The organism is Sphingobacterium sp. UBA7038 (assembly GCF_002494055.1).
Taxonomy (GTDB): Bacteria; Bacteroidota; Bacteroidia; order Sphingobacteriales; family Sphingobacteriaceae; genus Sphingobacterium; species Sphingobacterium multivorum.
Genome location: NZ_DLAV01000039.1, coordinates 274,346 through 293,225, shown reverse-complemented (window position 1 = coordinate 293,225; position 18,880 = coordinate 274,346). Strand labels below are relative to the sequence as shown.

Sequence of the window (18,880 nt, the reverse complement as noted above, 5' to 3'; positions counted from 1 at the left end):
AGAATAATTATTTTACGACAGCTATTAAAGCTGATTGCTATACACAAACCGTATTTCCTCACGGAGGTTATAACGCGAAGCCATCACTTCGCCATAGGCGCCTGCAGAACGAATGGCAATTAAGTCGCCACGTTTTGAGACCGGAAGTGGCACTTCCTTACCAAAACAATCTGAAGATTCACAGATCGGTCCAACCACATCATAGTTAATGGATTCTACAGTGTCCACCGCACTGATATTCTCAATTTTATGATAGGCCTGATACAAGGCCGGGCGCATTAATTCAGTCATTCCGGCATCCAATACCAAGAAATTCTTCTTGACACCATTTTTGACATACAAGACACGGCTTACCAAGCTTCCGCATTGCGCAACCAAAGCCCGTCCCAATTCAAAGTGCACTTCTTGCTGTGCTGTACGCTCCAGGAAGCGGTCGAAAATATCAAAATAGGCTTCAAAATCGGGAATTGTATTCCCATCCGGATTTTTATAATCTATCCCCAATCCGCCACCGACATTCAATACACGGATTTGTGTACCGCGTTCTTCAAACCAGTTTTTCCATTCATTGACTTTCACACACAGGCTTTTGAATACGGTCATATCCGTAATCTGTGAACCGACGTGAAAATGAAGACCTACCAATTCAATAGACTCACATTTTTTAAGCACGGCTGCACATTTTTCCAAATCGGCATTGGGCACACCAAATTTGTTTTCATCAAGCCCTGTTGTAATATAATGATGGGTATGTGCATCCACGTTTGGATTGATCCGTAAAGCTACATTCGCTTTTACACCTTTCTTTGAGGCAAGCTCATTGATGACCTCAAGCTCCTGAATGGATTCAACATTAAACGCGAAGATATTTTGATCGAGCGCGTAATTGATTTCCTTATCGGATTTACCAACTCCTGCAAAAGTAACTTTTTTGGAATCAAAGCCACATTCAATGGCTTTCTTCACCTCATTGCCGCTCACACAATCCGCACCAAAGCCGACCGCTTGAATCGCCTTCAATAACTCGTCATTAAAATTGGCCTTTAATGCATAATGAACATGAAATCCCCGTTTGTGCGAAGCAGCATGCGCAGCCTCCAGGGTCTTGTTTAACACATGCAGATCATAATAATAAAACGGCGTTTCTTTCTCTGCAAACTTCGCCGCGATACCTGTATTTATCATATAAAAACCTAATTCTTAAAATAAACGATTGTGCAATGAACGTAATGCTTCAGTTTTATGATCTGAATTCAATAGAATTGACACGTTAAAGTCTGAACCACCATACGAAATCATACGAACTGGAAGGTGTTTTACAGCATCAAGTACGCGAGCGGCATAGCCATGGCTATTCAAACCAAAATCCCCTACAACGCATACAATGGTCTGATCACCATCCACTGTTACTGAACCAAAATCTTCCACTTCTTTGATAATATCCGCCAAATTTGTGGTATCATCAATCGTCAAAGACACCGCCACTTCCGAAGTTGTGATCATATCGATTGGTGTTTTATAACGCTCGAATATTTCAAAGACACGGCGCAGGAAACCGTAGGCAAGTAGCATTCTCGACGAATGGATATGAATTGCTGTGATACCGTCTTTCGCTGCTATAGCACGAATACAACCTTTCTGCGCACCGTCTTTACTGATCAATGTCCCTTTTGCATTGGGTTCCATCGTATTCAACAACCGAACTGGAACGTTATATTTTTGCGCTGGGAACACCGATTGTGGATGTAAGATTTTAGCACCAAAATAAGCCAGCTCCGCTGCTTCATCAAAGCTTAGATGTGCAATCGGTGTGGTTCCTTTGACAACACGGGGATCATTGTTGTGCATCCCGTCGATGTCAGTCCAGATCTGAACTTCCTCGGCACGGATTGCTGCCCCGATCAAGGAAGCCGTATAATCTGAACCTCCACGGCGCAAATTATCAATTTCACCAAAAGAATTACGGCAAATAAAACCTTGCGTGATAAATAGGGTATTTTCTGGACTCTGGGCCAAAATATGGCTTAGCTTTTCGCCAATGTAATCAACCATAGGCTCATTGTCTTCATCAATTTTCATAAAGTCCAGGGCTGGCAAAAGCACGGATTTTACGCCAATTTCATTCAGGTAAAAATGCCATAAAGCGGTAGACATCAATTCGCCTTGTGCTAAAATAACTTTCTCCTCGATGGGTGTAAACAATTCGTTGGCCAAGGTAGAAATCAGGTTAAAATGGTAATCGATCAATTCTTTACCATTTTTATATCCCTGTTCAGTACTGAAAAGTTCTTTAATAAGGTCTTCGTACTTATCCTTATGCTTCTTGACCAACTCTTTAGCTTCGTCCTTCTTACCTGCTGTGTAAGCTTGACCGATTTCAACCAAAGCATTTGTCGTTCCAGCAACTGCGGACAACACGACGATCTGACGTTCAGCAGGGTTTACAATATCCAACAACCCTTTGATACGTGCTGCACTCCCCACGGAAGTACCACCAAATTTTAAAACTTTCATACTGAAGTTACAATTATTAAATTTCTGTGTGCCAATATAGGCAATTCATGAATTTATATTAAAAAAATGCGGCACAAAATCATGAAAGTTTTGTGCCGCATATCTGATATGTTATGCGGAAGAATTACTTCTTCAAGTTTTCGATCAGTAGACCGGCCAATTCTTCGCCGATTCTTTCTTGAGCTTCATTAGTTGCCGCTCCAATATGTGGCGTCAATGAAATTTTCGGATGTTTCAAAATCTCCTCACGTGGAGTAGGTTCGTTGTCGAATACATCTAAACCAGCAAATGCTACCTTGCCCGAATCCAATGCTTTCACCAATTCCAACTCATCAATAACGCCACCTCTAGAAGCATTGACTAAGCCTACACCATCTTTCAATAATGGGAACTCCGCAACTCCAATCGCTGGTTTATCCAAAAATGGAACGTGTAAAGAGATAAAATCTGAAACTTTCAATAGCTCGTCCATCTCCACTTGTTGAATAGGCACGTCAACCTGGATACCACCTGAAAGTGTTATGGTCAACGCTTTTGGCCCTTCGAACAAATCCGTATAAACCACATCCATCCCTAGACCAATGGCGATTTTGGCAACTTCACGACCGATACGGCCAAATCCAACGATACCGATCGTCTTACCACGAAGCTCCGTACCGGCACCATAAGCTTTTTTAAGGGCGCCAAATTTTGTGTTGCCCTCAACTGGCATTTTTCTGTTGGCATCGTATAAGAAGCGGACACCATTCAATAGGTGAGCAAACACCAGCTCAGCAACGGATAGCGAAGATGCCGCCGGGGTATTGACAACAGCGATGCCTTTTGAACGGGCATATTCTACGTCAATATTATCCATGCCTACTCCACCACGGCCGATAACTTTCAAATTAGGGCAGCCATCAATCAGGGCCTGACGCACTTTAGTTGCGCTACGTACCGTGATTGCGTCATAAGCAAGAAGCTTTTTTGGAAGCTCTTCTTGTGGAATATGCGTTGTATCTACACTATGACCGGCATCTTCCAGCATTTTTTTTCCTAGTGGATCGATACCGTCATTCGCTAATATTTTCATCTTTATAATTCGTTTTTAAAGGTAGCAGTACCATTCAACTCATTGGAAGATCCAATCCCGTGAATACGATACGACCTTTATAATTCGTAATCTAACTAATTATTTATTCGTCAACTGTTAAATTTCAGCAACATGCATGCAGCCTTAGGCTGTATGCGTGTCCTCAAATTCTTTCATGGCATCAATCAACGCATTTACGCTGCTCAATGGTAAAGCATTGTAGATTGAAGCTCTAAATCCACCGACAGAACGGTGACCTTTGATGCCAATCAAATTACGTTCTTTCGCCAAAGCCAAAAATTCAGCTTCCAACTCTGGTGTATCCATCACAAAAGTAACATTCATGCGTGAACGGTCTTCTACAGCAGCAGTACCTTTGAATAATGGGTTGCGATCGATTTCATCGTATAAAGCACGTGCTTTGATGATATTCTCTTGTTCCAATACCGAAACACCGCCTTTTGCTTTTAACCAACGAAGGTTTAACATCGAAACAAAAATCGAATATACCGGTGGTGTATTGTACATTGAACCACCGTTGATATGCAATTGATAATCCAACATCGATGGAAGAATACGTCCTGATTTACCTAAGATATCATCTTTAACAATCACGAGTGTAACACCTGCAGGTCCCATATTTTTTTGAGCACCAGCATAAATCAAATCATAGTCAGCAACGTTGATCTCACGTGAAAAAATATCAGAAGACATGTCAACAACCACTGGCAAAGCGGTTTCGGGTTTATCAAAAACCTCCGTACCGTAAATGGTATTGTTGGCTGTATAATGAAAATATGCCGCATCTGTTGGGATGGCATATCCCTTAGGGATATAGGAATAATTTTTATCAATCGACGAAGCTACAACATCTACTGTACCGAATTTTTTAGCTTCTTTTAATGCTTTTGTAGCCCATACACCCGTATCCAAATAAGCAGCCTTACCGCCTTCAGGTAAAAGATTCAACGGCGCCATTGCAAATTGCAAACTTGCCCCTCCTTGAAGGAAAAGAATCGAATATCCCTGAGGTACTGCCAATAACTCGCGTACTAATTGTGTGGCTTCATCTATCACTGCTTCAAACTCTTTGGAACGGTGAGAGATCTCTAAAATTGATAAACCGGTGTTGTTAAAATCAATTACAGCTTCTGAGGCTTGTTGAAATACTTCCTTTGGCAGAATACATGGACCTGCTCCAAAATTATGTTTCATTGATGTTATAGTTTGTTTGATTGCTATTTTTTAACCCTAGCTAAGCAATCCGTTGTTTAAAAACCAAAGGTAAAATAAAATTATATATTTTTCAACTAATCTGTTTTTTTATTGAAAATTTATAAAATTCTAAATGATTTCAATAAAAAGATCGCACAACAAACAGCTAATTCAATGCAAAAAACATCAAATAAGCAACACTTTCCATGCCATATCTACCTGATTATCTTGCAAATACTCCTTAGCCTTGAGCTGAAGATGGGTATTACGAGAAGATTGATCACCAATAAAGGCATTTAGCAATTCGTAAATTTCAGGGAGACTCGTTATATCATCTACCTCCTGTGGCGTGGGTAAACGGTCGACCTGAGCCAACTTCATTTTTTCGTTCTCCGTAAAAACGGTCGATTCCTTTATAAAAAGTGGCAGCTGATTGTAATCCATAAAAAAGCAGAAATTTTATTCAAATTTCTGCTTAATATCTCAGAAAATAAAATTCTTATATTTTTTCAATAATTCGATCTGCAAATTCGCTTGTTTTGACCAAGGTCGCATCATCCATCAAATTGTAAAAATCCACCGTCACAGTCTTAGCCAATATCGTTTCTCCTAAGGCCTTAACAATTGCCGCCGCCGCTTCGGTCCAGCCGAGGTATTCGAATAGCATAACACCGCTTAAAATAACCGATGAAGGATTCATGGTATTGGTATTTGCAAAGCGAGGTGCAGTACCATGGGTGGCTTCAAAGACAGCGTGCCCGGTTTTAAAATTGATATTAGCACCCGGTGCGATCCCTATACCGCCAACCATTGCTGCCAGCGCATCAGAAATATAATCACCGTTCAGATTCAACGTTGCCACAACAGAAAAATCCCGTGGATTCAGCAGGATCTGCTGTAAAAAGTTGTCGGCAATCATGTCTTTAATCAAAATTTTACCGGAATCTAAGGCCACTTTTTGTTCTTGATTGGCAACCTCCACACCCTTTTCTTCTTTCGTTCGCTCCCACTGTCCCCACGTATAGGTTTTGTCGGCAAATTCCGTTTCAGCAACCTCATAACCCCAAATCTTAAAAGCCCCCTCCGTAAATTTCATGATATTTCCTTTGTGAACAATCGTCACGGAAGGCAAGTTGTGATCAATAGCATGTTCTATTGCTGCACGGACTAATCTTTTGGATCCCTCTTCAGAAACCAGTTTGACACCGACGCCTGTCGTGGCCGAGAAATTGTAATCAATATCAAGCTCATCATGCAAGAAATCCTGGAATCTGTTGGCTTCAGCTGTTCCTGCCTGAAACTCTATTCCAGCATAAATATCTTCGGTATTTTCGCGAAAAATCACCATATCCACATACTCGGGATGTTTGACTGGCGAAGGTACACCCTCAAACCATTTTGTCGGGCGTTGACATACATAGAGATCCAAATCCTTACGCAACGCAACATTCAACGAACGGATTCCCCCGCCTACTGGCGTGGTGAGCGGCCCTTTGATTCCAACCAGGTACTCTTTTAATACATTCAGCGTATCTTTTGGTAGCCATTCGCCTGTTTCGTTGAAAGCTTTCTCACCTGCCAACACCTCCTTCCATGTTATTTTCCGTTGTCCGCCGTACGCTTTCTCCACCGCCTGATCAAAAACACGCACTGCCGCATGCCAGAGGTCAGGACCAATGCCGTCGCCGATAATAAAAGGAATTGTTGGAAAATCTGGAACCTGTAAAGTTCCTTCACTTGACATTGTAATCTTATTTGACATAACCTTCAATTTTAACGGACAATAACTATCCCTTATTAAACATATTTCCGATTTCTTTGCTAATTTTTCTAAAGATTGGTGCAGCTTCAACATCTTCATATTCGTCGATGTGCGCATTTTCCACTCTACTAGGAAACACTAAAACAAGATTTTCGTTTGCATAAATACGATCTAATTTCTTTGCTACTCCATCCAGCGAATCCCGATAGGAAACTTCTCCATTTCTAGCCGACACAAAAATAAACATCGCATCCTCCTCCTTAAACGCTTTAAGGCCCTGTAAATTGTCCCAGTTGTCGTAATGTTTGAATGTGACAGGAACAGAATTTTTCAATTCGACGAGATGTTCTTCAATGGCAGCGGCAGAACGTGTATCAACCACAAAAGTGATGGACAGGGATAATTCCTGGGCAAACTTGACCACCTTCTCCAGCCAGTATTCGAAACCAAATTCCGCCTCGCACATCGGTGGTGCAAAAACGACAATCGACTTATTCGAAATAAAAGGTTTTTTAAAATGACATAACATCACATTAGCCGAGGTTCTATTTAAAATACTTTCCGTTTTCTCCCCGACAAACTTATCCATAAAATTGGCCGCACTTGGCCAGCCCAAAACAATACAATTGGCAGAAACCTCTTTTGCCGACCGCGCAACCCCGCTGGCAATGTTTAAATCTATTGTAGCACTTATATTCACATTTGTTTCACTACCCGAAGCATACCTGACCATATTGTCCAGGTTCTTCCGTGCTTTAGACATGTTTAATTGTGCCTGTTCATTATCTTTCACAACGGACACAATATTGACAGGATAGGAACATTTCTTGCTTTTAATATAGGTTGAAAAATCCAAAATCGGCTCCATATTATCCATATTAGCGATAGAAATCAAGATGTTTTCATCTTTTTCCTTTACCACATCAGTATGTTCTTCGTCCTGTTCGCCATCCATAACCACTTTACGTGAGGCATTTCCCGTCACCACCGTGGCGACAATGCAGGTCACCAAAATCAGCAGAATCGTACCATTAAGCACATTCTCATCGATAATGCCGTTCTTATGTCCAACCATAATAACGGCCAGTGTTGCCGCAGCATGTGCACTACTTAAACCAAATATTAGGTTACGTTGACCACGGCTGTATTTAAAAACAATCTGTGTCAGCCAGGCGGCCACATATTTTCCGACGATAGCCACAACGGTCAGTGTTCCGGCAATAATAAGGGCCTGCGGCCCTTTCAAGATCACGCTGACATCGACAATCATGCCCACAGATATCAAGAAGAAAGGAATAAAAATCGCATTACCGATAAACTCGATCCGGTTCATCAAAGCCGAAGAATGTGGAATCAGTTTATTGAGGGCCAGACCGGCCACGAAAGCCCCAATAATCGGCTCAAGGCCGGCAATTTCCGCTAGAAAGGCCGCAAAAAACACAACCGAGAGAACGAAGATATAATTGGACGTCTTCTCACTCCCCAAGCGCTCAAAAAACCATTTCGCGATCCTCGGAATAACACCAAACATGATAAACAGAAAGATAGCAAAGGAAATCGTCAGGGTAATCCAAAATTCATTACCTATATTTCCCTGAGAAACGCCAGTAATTACAGCAAGAATAATCAGCACGGCCGTATCGGTCAGGATTGTTCCACCGATCGTAATCGCAACAGCCTCCATTTTTGAAATACCATAGCTATTGACGATGGGATAAGAAACCAGCGTATGGGTAGCAAACATGCTTGATATCAACAAACTCGGCAAAACACCGTAACCCAATAAAAAGTGACAAACGGGATAGCCAATACTGATCGGCACGATGAATGTCAAGAAGCCAAAGAGCAAGCTCTTATTTTTTGTCTTTTTAAATTCATTCATGTCCAACTCGAGCCCGGCAATAAACATGATATAGAGCAGGCCTATTGTTGAAAAAAGCGTTATGGCCGAGTTTTTTTCCAGCCAATTTAGTCCATGCGGTCCAATAATAACGCCGGATATAATTAATCCTATAATCCCCGGAACCTTAATCGGTCGCAGTACAATCGGTGATAACAGGATAATAAAAAGTACCAGTGAAAATATAAGTACAGGATTTTGTAAAGGTGCTTCGAAGGCGTGGGAAATATGCTCAAAAGTTTTATTCATATGTGCTTGTATACTAGCCGTAAAATATAAATACTTATTTTTCTATACAGCTCGAAAAATAGTTAACAGCACTAAAAATACGATTTTTTAAAGAAAGCGAAGCCTAAAAAGAGCGTTACTTAAAAGAAATGGCTTTAATCGGACTAATTTTGGTAATTAGCATTGACGGAATAAATAAAGAGATCATTCCGATAAACACAACAGCCAAATTGACAAGAATCACATCAGACCATTGAAGTTGAACGGCCACATAGGAGATATAGTAGGTCTTCTCATCCAATTTAAAGAAATGGGTAAAATCCTGAAAAAAGTAAAAACCGAGGCCAATAAGATTACCGATTAACAATCCGAGGCCGATCAGGTACAAGGCACTGTACATGAAGACGCGGCGAATTCCGGCATTGTGATACCCCAACGCCTTTAAAATACCGATCATTGAAGTACGCTCAAGAATGGTGATCAGCAAGGCGGAAATCATATTGATAATAGCCACGACCGTCATCAATATAAAAATGATTTTGGTGTTCATATCCAGCAGTTCCAGCCACTGAAAAATATCGGGAACCTGATCCTTGATATTAATTGCCTGCATATCGATAGGCAACAGATCTTCAACCTTGTTTGTTGTCCGTTCGAGCTGACTAAAATCTTTGATCCGAATCTCATAGCCCCCTACCTCATGATCATCGAGGTTGCTCAGTTTGCGGATGACATTGAGAGACCCGATCACATAGACCTTATCTAATTCTTCAGAGCCTGTATTAAAAATGCCCTTAATGACAAATTTACGTTTGCGTATAGGATCCTGCACGAAATACATAATAAAATCGTCACCGACTTTTAAGAGCAATCGATCTGCGAGATACTTAGAGACTAAAATCTGATTATCGGCATTATCCGATTTAAAGTCTATCATATTCCCTTCCACCAGCATACCTTGAAACGGCTGCTGATTATACAATGAATCGATACCCTTGAGAACCACGCCTTCCACTTCATTGTTGACATTGATGATTCCGGCCTTGGTTGCAAAGGAACTGATGGAATTGACTTGAGGAATTGCCAATATGGACTTGCGGACCTCCGGTGCAAGTGTTATGGGCGAATTTTCGTAAGACTTATTCAGGTCGTAACGTAAAACCAATACATCGGCAAAAAAACTCCGTTGCTTACTGATAATCTCTCCCTTAAATCCGCGCAATACCGCAATAGATATAATAATCGCTGCAATAGCAAGAGCAATGGCACCAATAGTCACCCGAACGATCAATTTTGAGAACGTTCTTTTTCCAGAAAATGCGATCCGATTTGCTAAAAAATAAGGAAAATTCAAGCTTTCAATATATTTATGTAACTTCGCAAAGTTATAAAAATTTGTTATTTACAAAACTGAAATGACAAATTATTAGGTGTTTTTCAGTAGGCTATTCAACGAGGAGGCTCCTGCACTGGTTTAAAGAGTTTTATAAAAATTTTCAAGTATTATGCGTATTATTTTCATGGGTACTCCCGATTTTGCTGTAGCTTCACTTGAAGCACTGATTCAGTCTGGCGAACAAGTTGTCGCTGTGGTTACTGTACCGGATAAACCTGCAGGACGTGGACAAAAAATACATGAATCTGCGGTGAAAATATTTGCTAGACAACATAACATCCCAGTTCTTCAACCCGTGAAACTTCGCGATGAAGCATTTCTGAATGACCTCAAAAGTTTTCAGGCGGACCTACAGGTTGTGGTCGCATTTCGTATGCTACCTGAGATCGTCTGGAATATGCCTAAATTTGGAACAATCAACGTTCACTCCTCACTCCTTCCACAATATCGGGGTGCAGCACCGATAAATCATGCCATCATCAATGGCGAGAAAGAATCGGGCGTAACGACATTTTTACTACAGCACGAAATCGATACGGGAAACATCTTATTGTCGAAAAAAGTTACCATCAAAGAAACAGACAATGCCGGCGATCTCCACGACAACCTTATGGTGGCTGGGGCAGAAACGCTCCTTCAAACCATCCAGCAATTGAAGGCCGGCACTTTGCAGCCTAAACCTCAAGACGTCCTTCTCACCACGGAGCCACTCAAACACGCACCAAAAATCTTCAAAGAAGACTGTAAAATAAACTGGGATCAGCCCACTGCGCAGGTTTATAACTTCATTCGCGGTTTAAGCCCTTATCCAGCGGCATTTACCCTCTTAAATGATAAGGTACTAAAAATCTATCGCACAGAAAAAGAGCTTGCCCATACAGCTACAATACCGGGCACCGTAGAAACTGACAAGAAAAGTTTCTTAAAAATTGCGACACAAGACGGCTATATTGTCATTTCTGACCTTCAACTCGAAGGCAAAAAAAGAATGAATGTAGTCGATTTTTTAAAAGGCTATCGATTTTAACCTTTTTCATCACCACCATCATAATATTGCAGCAGATCACCAGGCTGGCAGTCTAGCGCTTTGCATATCGCTTCAAGAGTATCTAATCGCAATGCCTTCGCCTTTTGATTCTTGATGATTGAAAGATTGGAAAGGGTAATTCCGACGTTGTCACTCAATTGGTTAAGCGACATCTTTTTCTCTTTCATTATTTTATCCAAGTGAATTAAGATTGGCATAATATAATTTTTATTCTTTTAAATTTATTTAATGTCACTAATAAAACAAAAGATCCATCTTTTTGTTTTATCATAAAATTATCATTTTAAAATAAATTTGAGGAATGCATGGTGCATAATAAATCAGCTGCCGACGAGTTAAATTGTTTAGAACAATAAAAAAAATTAAACCTTTTAGCTCTTTAAATATCAAACAGTTGAATATTACAGCAACAGATAAGAGGAAAAAAAAATATTAAAATGGAATAGTTTTTGATGATTAAAAATTGAAACTCAAAAAAGCCTAACTCATTAAATATGAGTGGCTAGATAATCAATTTTCCATTAATAATTCAAAAATTTTTCGTATTTTCGCAAACATTTCTTAGAGAGGAGAATTAATAAAAATTAATGAGACAGCTCAAAATTACACAATCTATCACCAATCGTGAGTCACAGTCTTTGGACAAATACTTACACGAAATTGGTAAAGTAGACTTAATTACAGCAGAAGAAGAAGTAGAATTAGCACAGCGTATCCGCGAAGGCGATCAAGTTGCCTTGGAAAAATTGACTAAAACCAACCTTCGTTTCGTAGTATCAGTAGCAAAACAATATCAAAATCAAGGTTTAACCTTAGGTGATTTAATCAATGAAGGTAACCTGGGCTTAATTAAAGCGGCTAAACGTTTTGACGAAACAAAGGGGTTTAAATTCATTTCTTATGCCGTTTGGTGGATTCGCCAATCTATTCTTCAAGCAATTGCTGAACAATCGCGTATCGTACGTCTGCCATTGAATCAAGTTGGTTCATTGAGCAAAATCAGTAAGGCTTTCTCAAAACTAGAACAAGAATACGAACGGGAACCATCTCCAGAAGAATTGGCGGATATCCTTGAAACCACAGTAGACAAGGTTTCGGATACGCTAAGCAACTCTGGCCGTCACGTATCTATGGATGCTCCCTTTGTTCAAGGTGAAGAAAACACACTTTTGGACGTTTTGGAGAACCATGATCCAGACACAGACAGTTCTTTGATTGATGAATCTCTGTCAGAAGAAATCAAACGATCATTGGCAACATTAACAGAAAGAGAACGTGAAATTATCGTGCTTTTCTTTGGCTTAGGTTCCAATCACCAATTGTCGTTAGAGGAAATCGGAGAAAAATTCAATTTAACACGTGAGCGCGTTCGTCAGATCAAAGATAAAGCTCTTCAACGTTTGAGACACACTTCAAGAAGCAAAATCTTAAAATCCTATTTGGGTTAACAAGAGATACTTATTAGACATTTTGGCAATCCCAATCAGAAATGGTTGGGATTTTTTGTTCCTAATTTTTTAGCCAATAAAAAAGGGTTGCCTACTACGCAGGCAACCCTTCTGTTTTCCAGGACTCCTGTTATTTAGAATCCGGCATCAAAATAAATTCAAAAAGTCGATCTCTTTTCAAATATTTTCCGGCAACATCCTGCACCGACTTCGAAGTTACCTTCTTCAAATTGTCTATTCTACGTGTATATCGTGCAAGATCAAGATCATTCTGATAAGAACTTGATATATAATTCAGCCAATAACCATTTTCACGAAGATTTAACTCATTTTGTCGCTGTTGTTCTGCTAGGAACTTTTCGATATCTCCATTTTCGGGGCCTTTTTCCTGAATCTTTTTTACTTCATCCAAGGCCGAAGTGATTAAAGCATCAGCCTTATCTACTGCCGAACCAAAACCAATGGAAAAAGCATAACGTGCTTTTGGCAGCTTACTGAAACTCGCCCGAGCGCCCACGCCGTAAACTCCACCTTCTTTTTCACGGAGTCTTTCCAACAATTTGATCGTCAACACACTCTCCAAGGCTTCCATATTCACATTTTCAGTTTCATTATAGGTATAGTCCCCATAGTAGGCCAATTGCGTACTTGCCTTCTCCTCTTTGCCTTTATGAACAACTACGCGCTCGCCCTTGCTCGGCTCCAGAATATTTAAATCCTTGTAGCTTTCTCCTCTTTTAAGGGCCGGCAATGAAGCCAGGTAGGTTTCTAAATAAGGCTTGATCTGATTCTCGTCAAATGACCCCACAATTGTAAACACAAAATCCGAAGCATCAGCAAATCGTTCTTTGTAAATTGCCAAAGCACGTTCCCGATCAATTTTATTGATCGTTTCTACCGTTGGGTTTTGCCGGCGGACATTGTTGCCATAAAGCACTTCTTTCACTTTATCCGAGAATACATTATTTGGATTGCTCAACCTATTTTCCAAAGATCCTTTTGCCCGGGTCATGGTACTCTGGAAAATATCCTGATCCAATCGAGGCTCGGTAAAATAACCATAAATCAATTCAAAAGCATTCTTCAAGCCTTCTTTATCTGTACTACCTGAAATACCTTCGTAACGTTCGGAGATATACGGAGAGATGGAGACATCTTTTCCTGAAAGATACTTCGTAAGCTCAACGTTGTTCATTTGTCCAACGCCGCTTGCATCAATTAAAGAAGACGCATTGGAGGCTGAGAAGTAGTCTGCATCACTATAGCCTGATGTTCCACCCGGACTATACGCCATAATCTGTATCTCATCATTTTTAAAGTCCGTAGGCTTTAAGATTACTTTCACACCATTGCTTAAGATCAATTCTTTCGCTTGAACGGCGTCAATACTTTTTGACGATACAACAGTGCCTTTTACGGGCTCTTTTGAAAGCAAGGGAAGATTGGAAACTTTATCTTCATATGCTGTCACGGGACTCTCTTCCACTGCCTTTACCCAGCCCGTCACGGTAGACTCAGCGGGTAAATTGGCCTTATCCTTTTCTGGCCCCATAACTAAAACATCGCGGTTCAGATCGGTATAATATTTTTTCACCAAACCATTCACTTCCGACAGTTTCAAGGTTGGTAACAGCTGTTTTGTCAAACGATAAGCGTTTTCATTACTTAAAGCAGGTTCATCATCAATAAAATAATTGAGATAACGGTTTACATAGCTATCCGACTTCTTTTTATCACGCTCGATAAATGACATCTCGTTACCCTTTTTCATATCGGCGATGGCACGATCCAACTCCGTCTGTGTAAAACCGTATTTTTGAATGCGCTCAAATTCGGTTAACATCGCTTTAAATCCGGATTCCAACTCGCCTGGTTTAGGCACCACCAACAATGAAAAAGTATTAAGGTTAGCAACAAAATCGCTGATACTTCCACCTGCCTGCATAAAAGGAGGGTTCGGTTGTTGCATCAATTCAGAAAAACGCCCCGCGATCATCTGATTGAACACATTCTTCAACAGCTCGTTTCTGTAATCTCCTACCGTGGAAACCTTTTCTTTTTCGCTTTTGATCAAAATCTGTGCAACAGTGTAGGGCAGTTCCGGATCTGAAATAGCCAAGAACTGGTTCTTGTTTAACAGATCGACCCGATATTTTTTACGCTCCAACGCTTTTTTGGGCATTTTCATATCGGAAAACAATACTTTCACCCTTTCTTCCATCTCCTTGGGATCAATATCTCCAACGATGATCAGGGCCTGTAAATCCGGGCGATACCAGTCTTCATGGAATTTGCGTATTTCTGTGTAGGGAAATGTTTTCAGTATCTGTTCAGTTCCGATCGGCAAACGCTTGGAGTAAAGGGAACCATTGAGCAACATCGGAAAGTATTGATCCTGTAAACGCTGCTGTACTCCTCTTCCACCTCGTTTTTCTTCGAGAATAACACCCCGTTCTTTATCAATTTCTTCGCCATCCAACAAAGCGTCCTGAGCCCAATCGCGCATTACCTGCAAACCATTTTTTAAAAGTTCAGGATCGTCAGAAGGAATGGGCAGCTGATAAACGGTCTGGTCAAAGCTGGTATAGGCATTGAGGTCCGATCCAAATCGAACCCCCGCTTTCTGCAGGTAGTTAACCAATTCATTCTTTGGAAAGTGCTTCAGGCCATTGAAGTTCATATGTTCTAAAAAATGGGCCAAACCAAGCTGTTTTTCATTTTCTAGAATAGAGCCGGCCTTCATACCCAAATACATGGTAACACGGCCTTTAGGCTCGCTATTTTTACGAATAAAGTATGTAAATCCATTTTTCAGTTTCCCTGTGATGACTTCATTGTCGAAGGGTAATTTTTGATTCAGCGCCAAACTATCTTGGGATAGAATCGCGCGCGCTTCCGCAGTTAATGTGGTTGGCATTTTTGCTTCTGCTATATAGAACGTAGCCGGTAATAGAAAAGCTAATGCGAGTGGTTTAATGAATTTCATACAAAAAAATGTCTTTTTTCAGTTATTTTTGCTAATTGTTTTATATTAGGGTAAACGGAACAGGAGATCAATTGTCCCGATAAATCGTAAAATACAGATTAATACTTTTTTCATTATCCAAGGAGGAATCGGGACCCGCTATAAGGGAACGTCTCTTTGTATCACTTATAATCTGTAAAAATTCCACTTAAAAATACAGAATAACTTTCGAAAAGAACAACAGTTAATTGTAATTTTGTTGCAAATGGATTTTGAAAACTGGACTGATATAAAAAAAGAATTCGAACAATTCTTAAAGTTCGAAAGAGGCTTAAGCGTTAATTCAATTGATGCTTACTTAAATGACGTATCCAAATTTCAGATCTACTGCGAAGACAATCATTTGGTTTTAAATACTGTAACGAGAAAAAATATACAGGAGTTTTTGGCTTGGTTGCAGGAGTTTAATATTTCACCCTTCACACAATCCAGGCTGATCTCTGGCCTGAAGACTTTCTTTAGCTTTTTGATGATCGAGCATGAATTCGTCCACAATCCGACAGATCTTCTTCAGGCGCCACGCTTGGCACGCAAGCTGCCCAGCGTTTTGAGCATACATGAGATCGATCAATTGATCGCGGCAATCGATCTTTCTTCACCCGAGGGTGAGCGCAATAAAACGATCATCGAAATCTTATACGGATGCGGTCTCCGTGTTTCCGAACTTGTCACACTCAAGATATCGAACCTTTTTTTAGATGTTGAATTTATCAAAGTTGAGGGCAAGGGAAGCAAAGAACGCCTCATTCCAATTGGTCAACACGCCATTAAACACCTCCGTATCTACTTAGAAACGATCAGACCTCATATCAAGATTAAGGCCGGAAATGAAGATATTGTATTCCTCAACAGAAGAGGTGCCGCATTATCCCGGGTCATGATCTTCTTGATCATCAAAGAACTTGCCTTAAAAATCGGTTTACAAAAAACCATCAGCCCACATACCTTTAGGCATAGTTTTGCATCACATTTAGTGGAAGGCGGGGCAGATCTAAGAGCTGTACAAGATATGCTCGGTCATGAAAGCATTACCACGACCGAAATATACACACACATCGATAGGGACTACCTTCATTCCGTTATTACGCAATATCATCCACGGTCGTGATGAATGTCCGATCACCTTTTGCCAGCTCGGCCATCCAAATGAACTATACTGCTTTATTCAGGGGCAATCGTGCTAGCCTCCTCTCATTCCACATTGCCCGCCCGATGCTAAGCATATATGGAAACTATTATAGCATTGACGTAAAAAAATAGAGAATTGACAAAAGCTAAACGCTAAAATACTGACGATAAGATGCCTTAAAAATTGATTGCTAAAAGATATAATTTTATCACAAAGATTGTTTGTAAGATCTAGAAAATAGTATATCTTTGCCAGACGTTCCCGTAGTTCAATGGATAGAATTTCAGATTCCGGTTCTGACGATGTGGGTTCGACCCCCGCCGGGAACACATCCTATTTAACAACAAAGACTATCCTAGGATAGTCTTTGTTGTTTAGAAGCTCTTTTGCAATAACTTGTGTTGCGAAGCCGTAAAAATATTCCGGAAGATGATATTGATTTCATGGTCAATGGCGGCCCCCGAAATTCCGGTGTGTGGATAGAGTCTTATCGTATTTGTTAAGATAGATTCCACAAAATCTCTACTTTGTATCCCTATCTGTTCATAAATCGCTGCATTATCATTTCCATCGTGAAGATTTTCCCAAGAAAGAGCGGCCAAATTCATGATTGCTTCCCTCCGATTAACATAATCTTGCTGAAATTCATCGAGTACCCTAAACGCTTCTTTACTTTCAGTCTTCTCCCATTTGGATTGATTGCTTTTTAACACAAATAGTTTTTCGATTAAATCCAAAAAGCGCTTATACATTCCCGTAAAGTTGGCCAGTAAAGTCAATTCCGCAAAAGGCATAAAGGGATATTGATACAACAGCTCGCGACGTGTACTTTTTGCCGCATCAATCTCAAAAGACTGCCTGCTATCAACGAGAACGTCTTCCAGCGAAAAAGAATGCGAAGCTGTAGCTTCCAATCCAAATGTATCCCAGTCATAGTGAATCAGTACATGATCCCGATCGACAAAAAATGATTTTATCAGCGGTTCACCTTTTTCGTCCAAAACGGGTTTTCCCGCCTCCTGAATTGCGGCATTTAATGTGAAGTGCGTTAAATGTGGCGCTCCGGTAGCATATCTCCAGAAACCACGGAGTCGATAGTGGTCCCCTTCACGCGTAGCAGTACCAGATGCCTGTCCACTACCTCCGAAACAAACCCGATCCGTTTCGAAAATTTGATTTCCTATAAGGGGATCAATAAAACCGACAAACAGATTTGCTCCTGAACATAAGGTTACTGTCCAGGCTAATCCCCCATCCCAATAAGCCAGATCAGCCAATAAACTGAGTCCTTCAGGTACACTTAACCCCAATCCACCTAATGCACGGGGAACCCAAATCTTAAACCACTTCCGACGGTAAATCAGATCCAGTTGTCCATCTGACAACGTTTTCTGCTGAATTCCTTTTGCCTGATTATCTTTCAGTATAGCGATATCTTCGCTATTGAATTGCATATCTTTCTTCACGTATTATTCTCCTCCAATTAAAATACCCACTAAATGCCATAACAAATAAAAATAACGTCAAGCCCGAATAAAGAAACAGCCCTTTATGGATCAGTAAAGGAATTGCCATCAGATTACTGATATTCAACAATATCCAGTTTTCTATCTTCCGCTTTGCCAATAACCACATCCCTGCCCAAGCTGTACAGGAAACTGCAGAATCCCAAAGCGGTACATCAGAATCTGTTAAGTGTACCAATCCGAAATAAAACAACAGAAAACCGACAGCACATATGCCACCTACTATCCACCATTCTTTCGGCTCACAGTGTGTTATGGGCGTAGCTACATCACGACTATATTTCCAATAGATCCAGCCATAGATGCTCATGATCAAGTAATAGAGATGTAGCAATATTTCGGCATATAGTTTCGCATGGAATAATACGTATACAGAAATTAAGATACCAATAATCCCAAAAATGTAATTGATCGATTTATTTTGCCGGGAAAACCAAACTTGTAAAACACCAAAAGATACCCCCAACCATTCCGCAATGGTGGCCTGTTGAATCTGTTTTACAAAAGCTTCGAAAATTGTTTCAGAAGTCATCGCCTTGTTTATTATATCGTGTCATTCATAATAAACCTATGGGAGAGAAACGGCTATTTTTTATTGAAATTAAATCCCTACGCCA

15 protein-coding genes and 1 tRNA gene are annotated in these 18,880 nt (G+C 40.4%); 4 read left to right on the top strand and 12 right to left on the bottom strand.

Annotated elements, in window-relative coordinates:
* Positions 1–24: 24 nt before the first annotated feature.
* The 8 genes from lysA to B3H30_RS22815 form a co-directional block, all read right to left on the bottom strand.
* Complete coding sequence (gene lysA / locus B3H30_RS22850) at positions 25–1,185, bottom strand: diaminopimelate decarboxylase (RefSeq protein WP_070569692.1); 1,161 nt, start codon at positions 1,183–1,185, stop codon at positions 25–27.
* Between the two features lie 15 nt (positions 1,186–1,200).
* The gene (locus B3H30_RS22845) at positions 1,201–2,514 is read right to left on the bottom strand and encodes an aspartate kinase (RefSeq protein WP_046675821.1); all 1,314 of its coding nucleotides are present in this window, start codon (positions 2,512–2,514) and stop codon (positions 1,201–1,203) included.
* 124 nt (positions 2,515–2,638) lie between these two features.
* The gene (locus B3H30_RS22840) at positions 2,639–3,586 is read right to left on the bottom strand and encodes a D-2-hydroxyacid dehydrogenase (protein ID WP_070569689.1); all 948 of its coding nucleotides are present in this window, start codon (positions 3,584–3,586) and stop codon (positions 2,639–2,641) included.
* A 144-nt stretch (positions 3,587–3,730) separates the two neighbouring features.
* On the bottom strand, positions 3,731–4,801 hold the full coding sequence (gene serC, locus B3H30_RS22835) for a 3-phosphoserine/phosphohydroxythreonine transaminase (protein WP_070569687.1): 1,071 nt from the start codon (positions 4,799–4,801) through the stop codon (positions 3,731–3,733).
* 186 nt (positions 4,802–4,987) lie between these two features.
* Positions 4,988–5,245 (bottom strand): hypothetical protein, encoded by a 258-nt coding sequence (locus B3H30_RS22830; protein ID WP_070569685.1) that lies wholly within the window; start codon positions 5,243–5,245, stop codon positions 4,988–4,990.
* A gap of 55 nt (positions 5,246–5,300) precedes the next feature.
* Entirely contained in the window at positions 5,301–6,563 is a 1,263-nt protein-coding gene (gene icd, locus B3H30_RS22825; RefSeq protein ID WP_070569683.1) for an NADP-dependent isocitrate dehydrogenase, read from the bottom strand.
* A 25-nt stretch (positions 6,564–6,588) separates the two neighbouring features.
* A complete protein-coding gene (locus tag B3H30_RS22820; protein ID WP_070569680.1) occupies positions 6,589–8,712 on the bottom strand; it encodes a cation:proton antiporter in 2,124 nt (707 codons plus the stop codon).
* A gap of 115 nt (positions 8,713–8,827) precedes the next feature.
* Positions 8,828–10,045: an ABC transporter permease gene (locus B3H30_RS22815; protein ID WP_070569678.1), complete on the bottom strand. Its 1,218-nt coding sequence runs from the start codon at positions 10,043–10,045 to the stop codon at positions 8,828–8,830.
* 151 nt (positions 10,046–10,196) lie between these two features.
* On the opposite strand from B3H30_RS22815, the gene fmt reads away from it, so the two are divergent.
* Positions 10,197–11,114, top strand: coding sequence for a methionyl-tRNA formyltransferase (fmt, locus tag B3H30_RS22810; RefSeq protein ID WP_286834862.1), 918 nt, complete (start codon positions 10,197–10,199; stop codon positions 11,112–11,114).
* Here the strand turns inward: fmt and B3H30_RS22805 are convergent.
* Positions 11,111–11,332 (bottom strand): helix-turn-helix domain-containing protein, encoded by a 222-nt coding sequence (locus B3H30_RS22805; protein WP_046675813.1) that lies wholly within the window; start codon positions 11,330–11,332, stop codon positions 11,111–11,113. The two genes, fmt and B3H30_RS22805, sit on opposite strands and share 4 nt — an antisense overlap.
* Before the next feature lie 390 nt (positions 11,333–11,722).
* Between B3H30_RS22805 and B3H30_RS22800 the strand changes: the two genes are divergently transcribed.
* Complete coding sequence (locus B3H30_RS22800) at positions 11,723–12,583, top strand: sigma-70 family RNA polymerase sigma factor (protein WP_028068906.1); 861 nt, start codon at positions 11,723–11,725, stop codon at positions 12,581–12,583.
* A gap of 130 nt (positions 12,584–12,713) precedes the next feature.
* Here B3H30_RS22800 and B3H30_RS22795 read toward each other — a convergent pair whose 3' ends face one another.
* Positions 12,714–15,569 carry a M16 family metallopeptidase gene (locus B3H30_RS22795; RefSeq protein WP_070569674.1) on the bottom strand — a complete coding sequence of 952 codons (2,856 nt, stop codon included), beginning with the start codon at positions 15,567–15,569 and terminating at the stop codon, positions 12,714–12,716.
* A 244-nt stretch (positions 15,570–15,813) separates the two neighbouring features.
* Here B3H30_RS22795 and xerD point away from each other — a divergent pair, with 244 nt between their 5' ends.
* Together xerD and B3H30_RS22785 are read left to right on the top strand one after the other, a co-directional pair.
* Positions 15,814–16,716: a site-specific tyrosine recombinase XerD gene (gene xerD, locus B3H30_RS22790; protein WP_070569672.1), complete on the top strand. Its 903-nt coding sequence runs from the start codon at positions 15,814–15,816 to the stop codon at positions 16,714–16,716.
* Between the two features lie 278 nt (positions 16,717–16,994).
* A tRNA-Arg gene (locus tag B3H30_RS22785) sits at positions 16,995–17,066 on the top strand.
* Positions 17,067–17,111: 45 nt separating this feature from the next.
* Here B3H30_RS22785 and B3H30_RS22780 read toward each other — a convergent pair.
* Together B3H30_RS22780 and pnuC are read right to left on the bottom strand one after the other, a co-directional pair.
* Entirely contained in the window at positions 17,112–18,191 is a 1,080-nt protein-coding gene (locus tag B3H30_RS22780) for a hypothetical protein (protein WP_070569670.1), read from the bottom strand.
* Positions 18,178–18,795 (bottom strand): nicotinamide riboside transporter PnuC, encoded by a 618-nt coding sequence (pnuC, locus tag B3H30_RS22775; RefSeq protein ID WP_070569668.1) that lies wholly within the window; start codon positions 18,793–18,795, stop codon positions 18,178–18,180. The genes B3H30_RS22780 and pnuC overlap by 14 nt, the downstream gene beginning before the upstream one ends.
* Between the last annotated feature and the right edge of the window lie 85 nt (positions 18,796–18,880).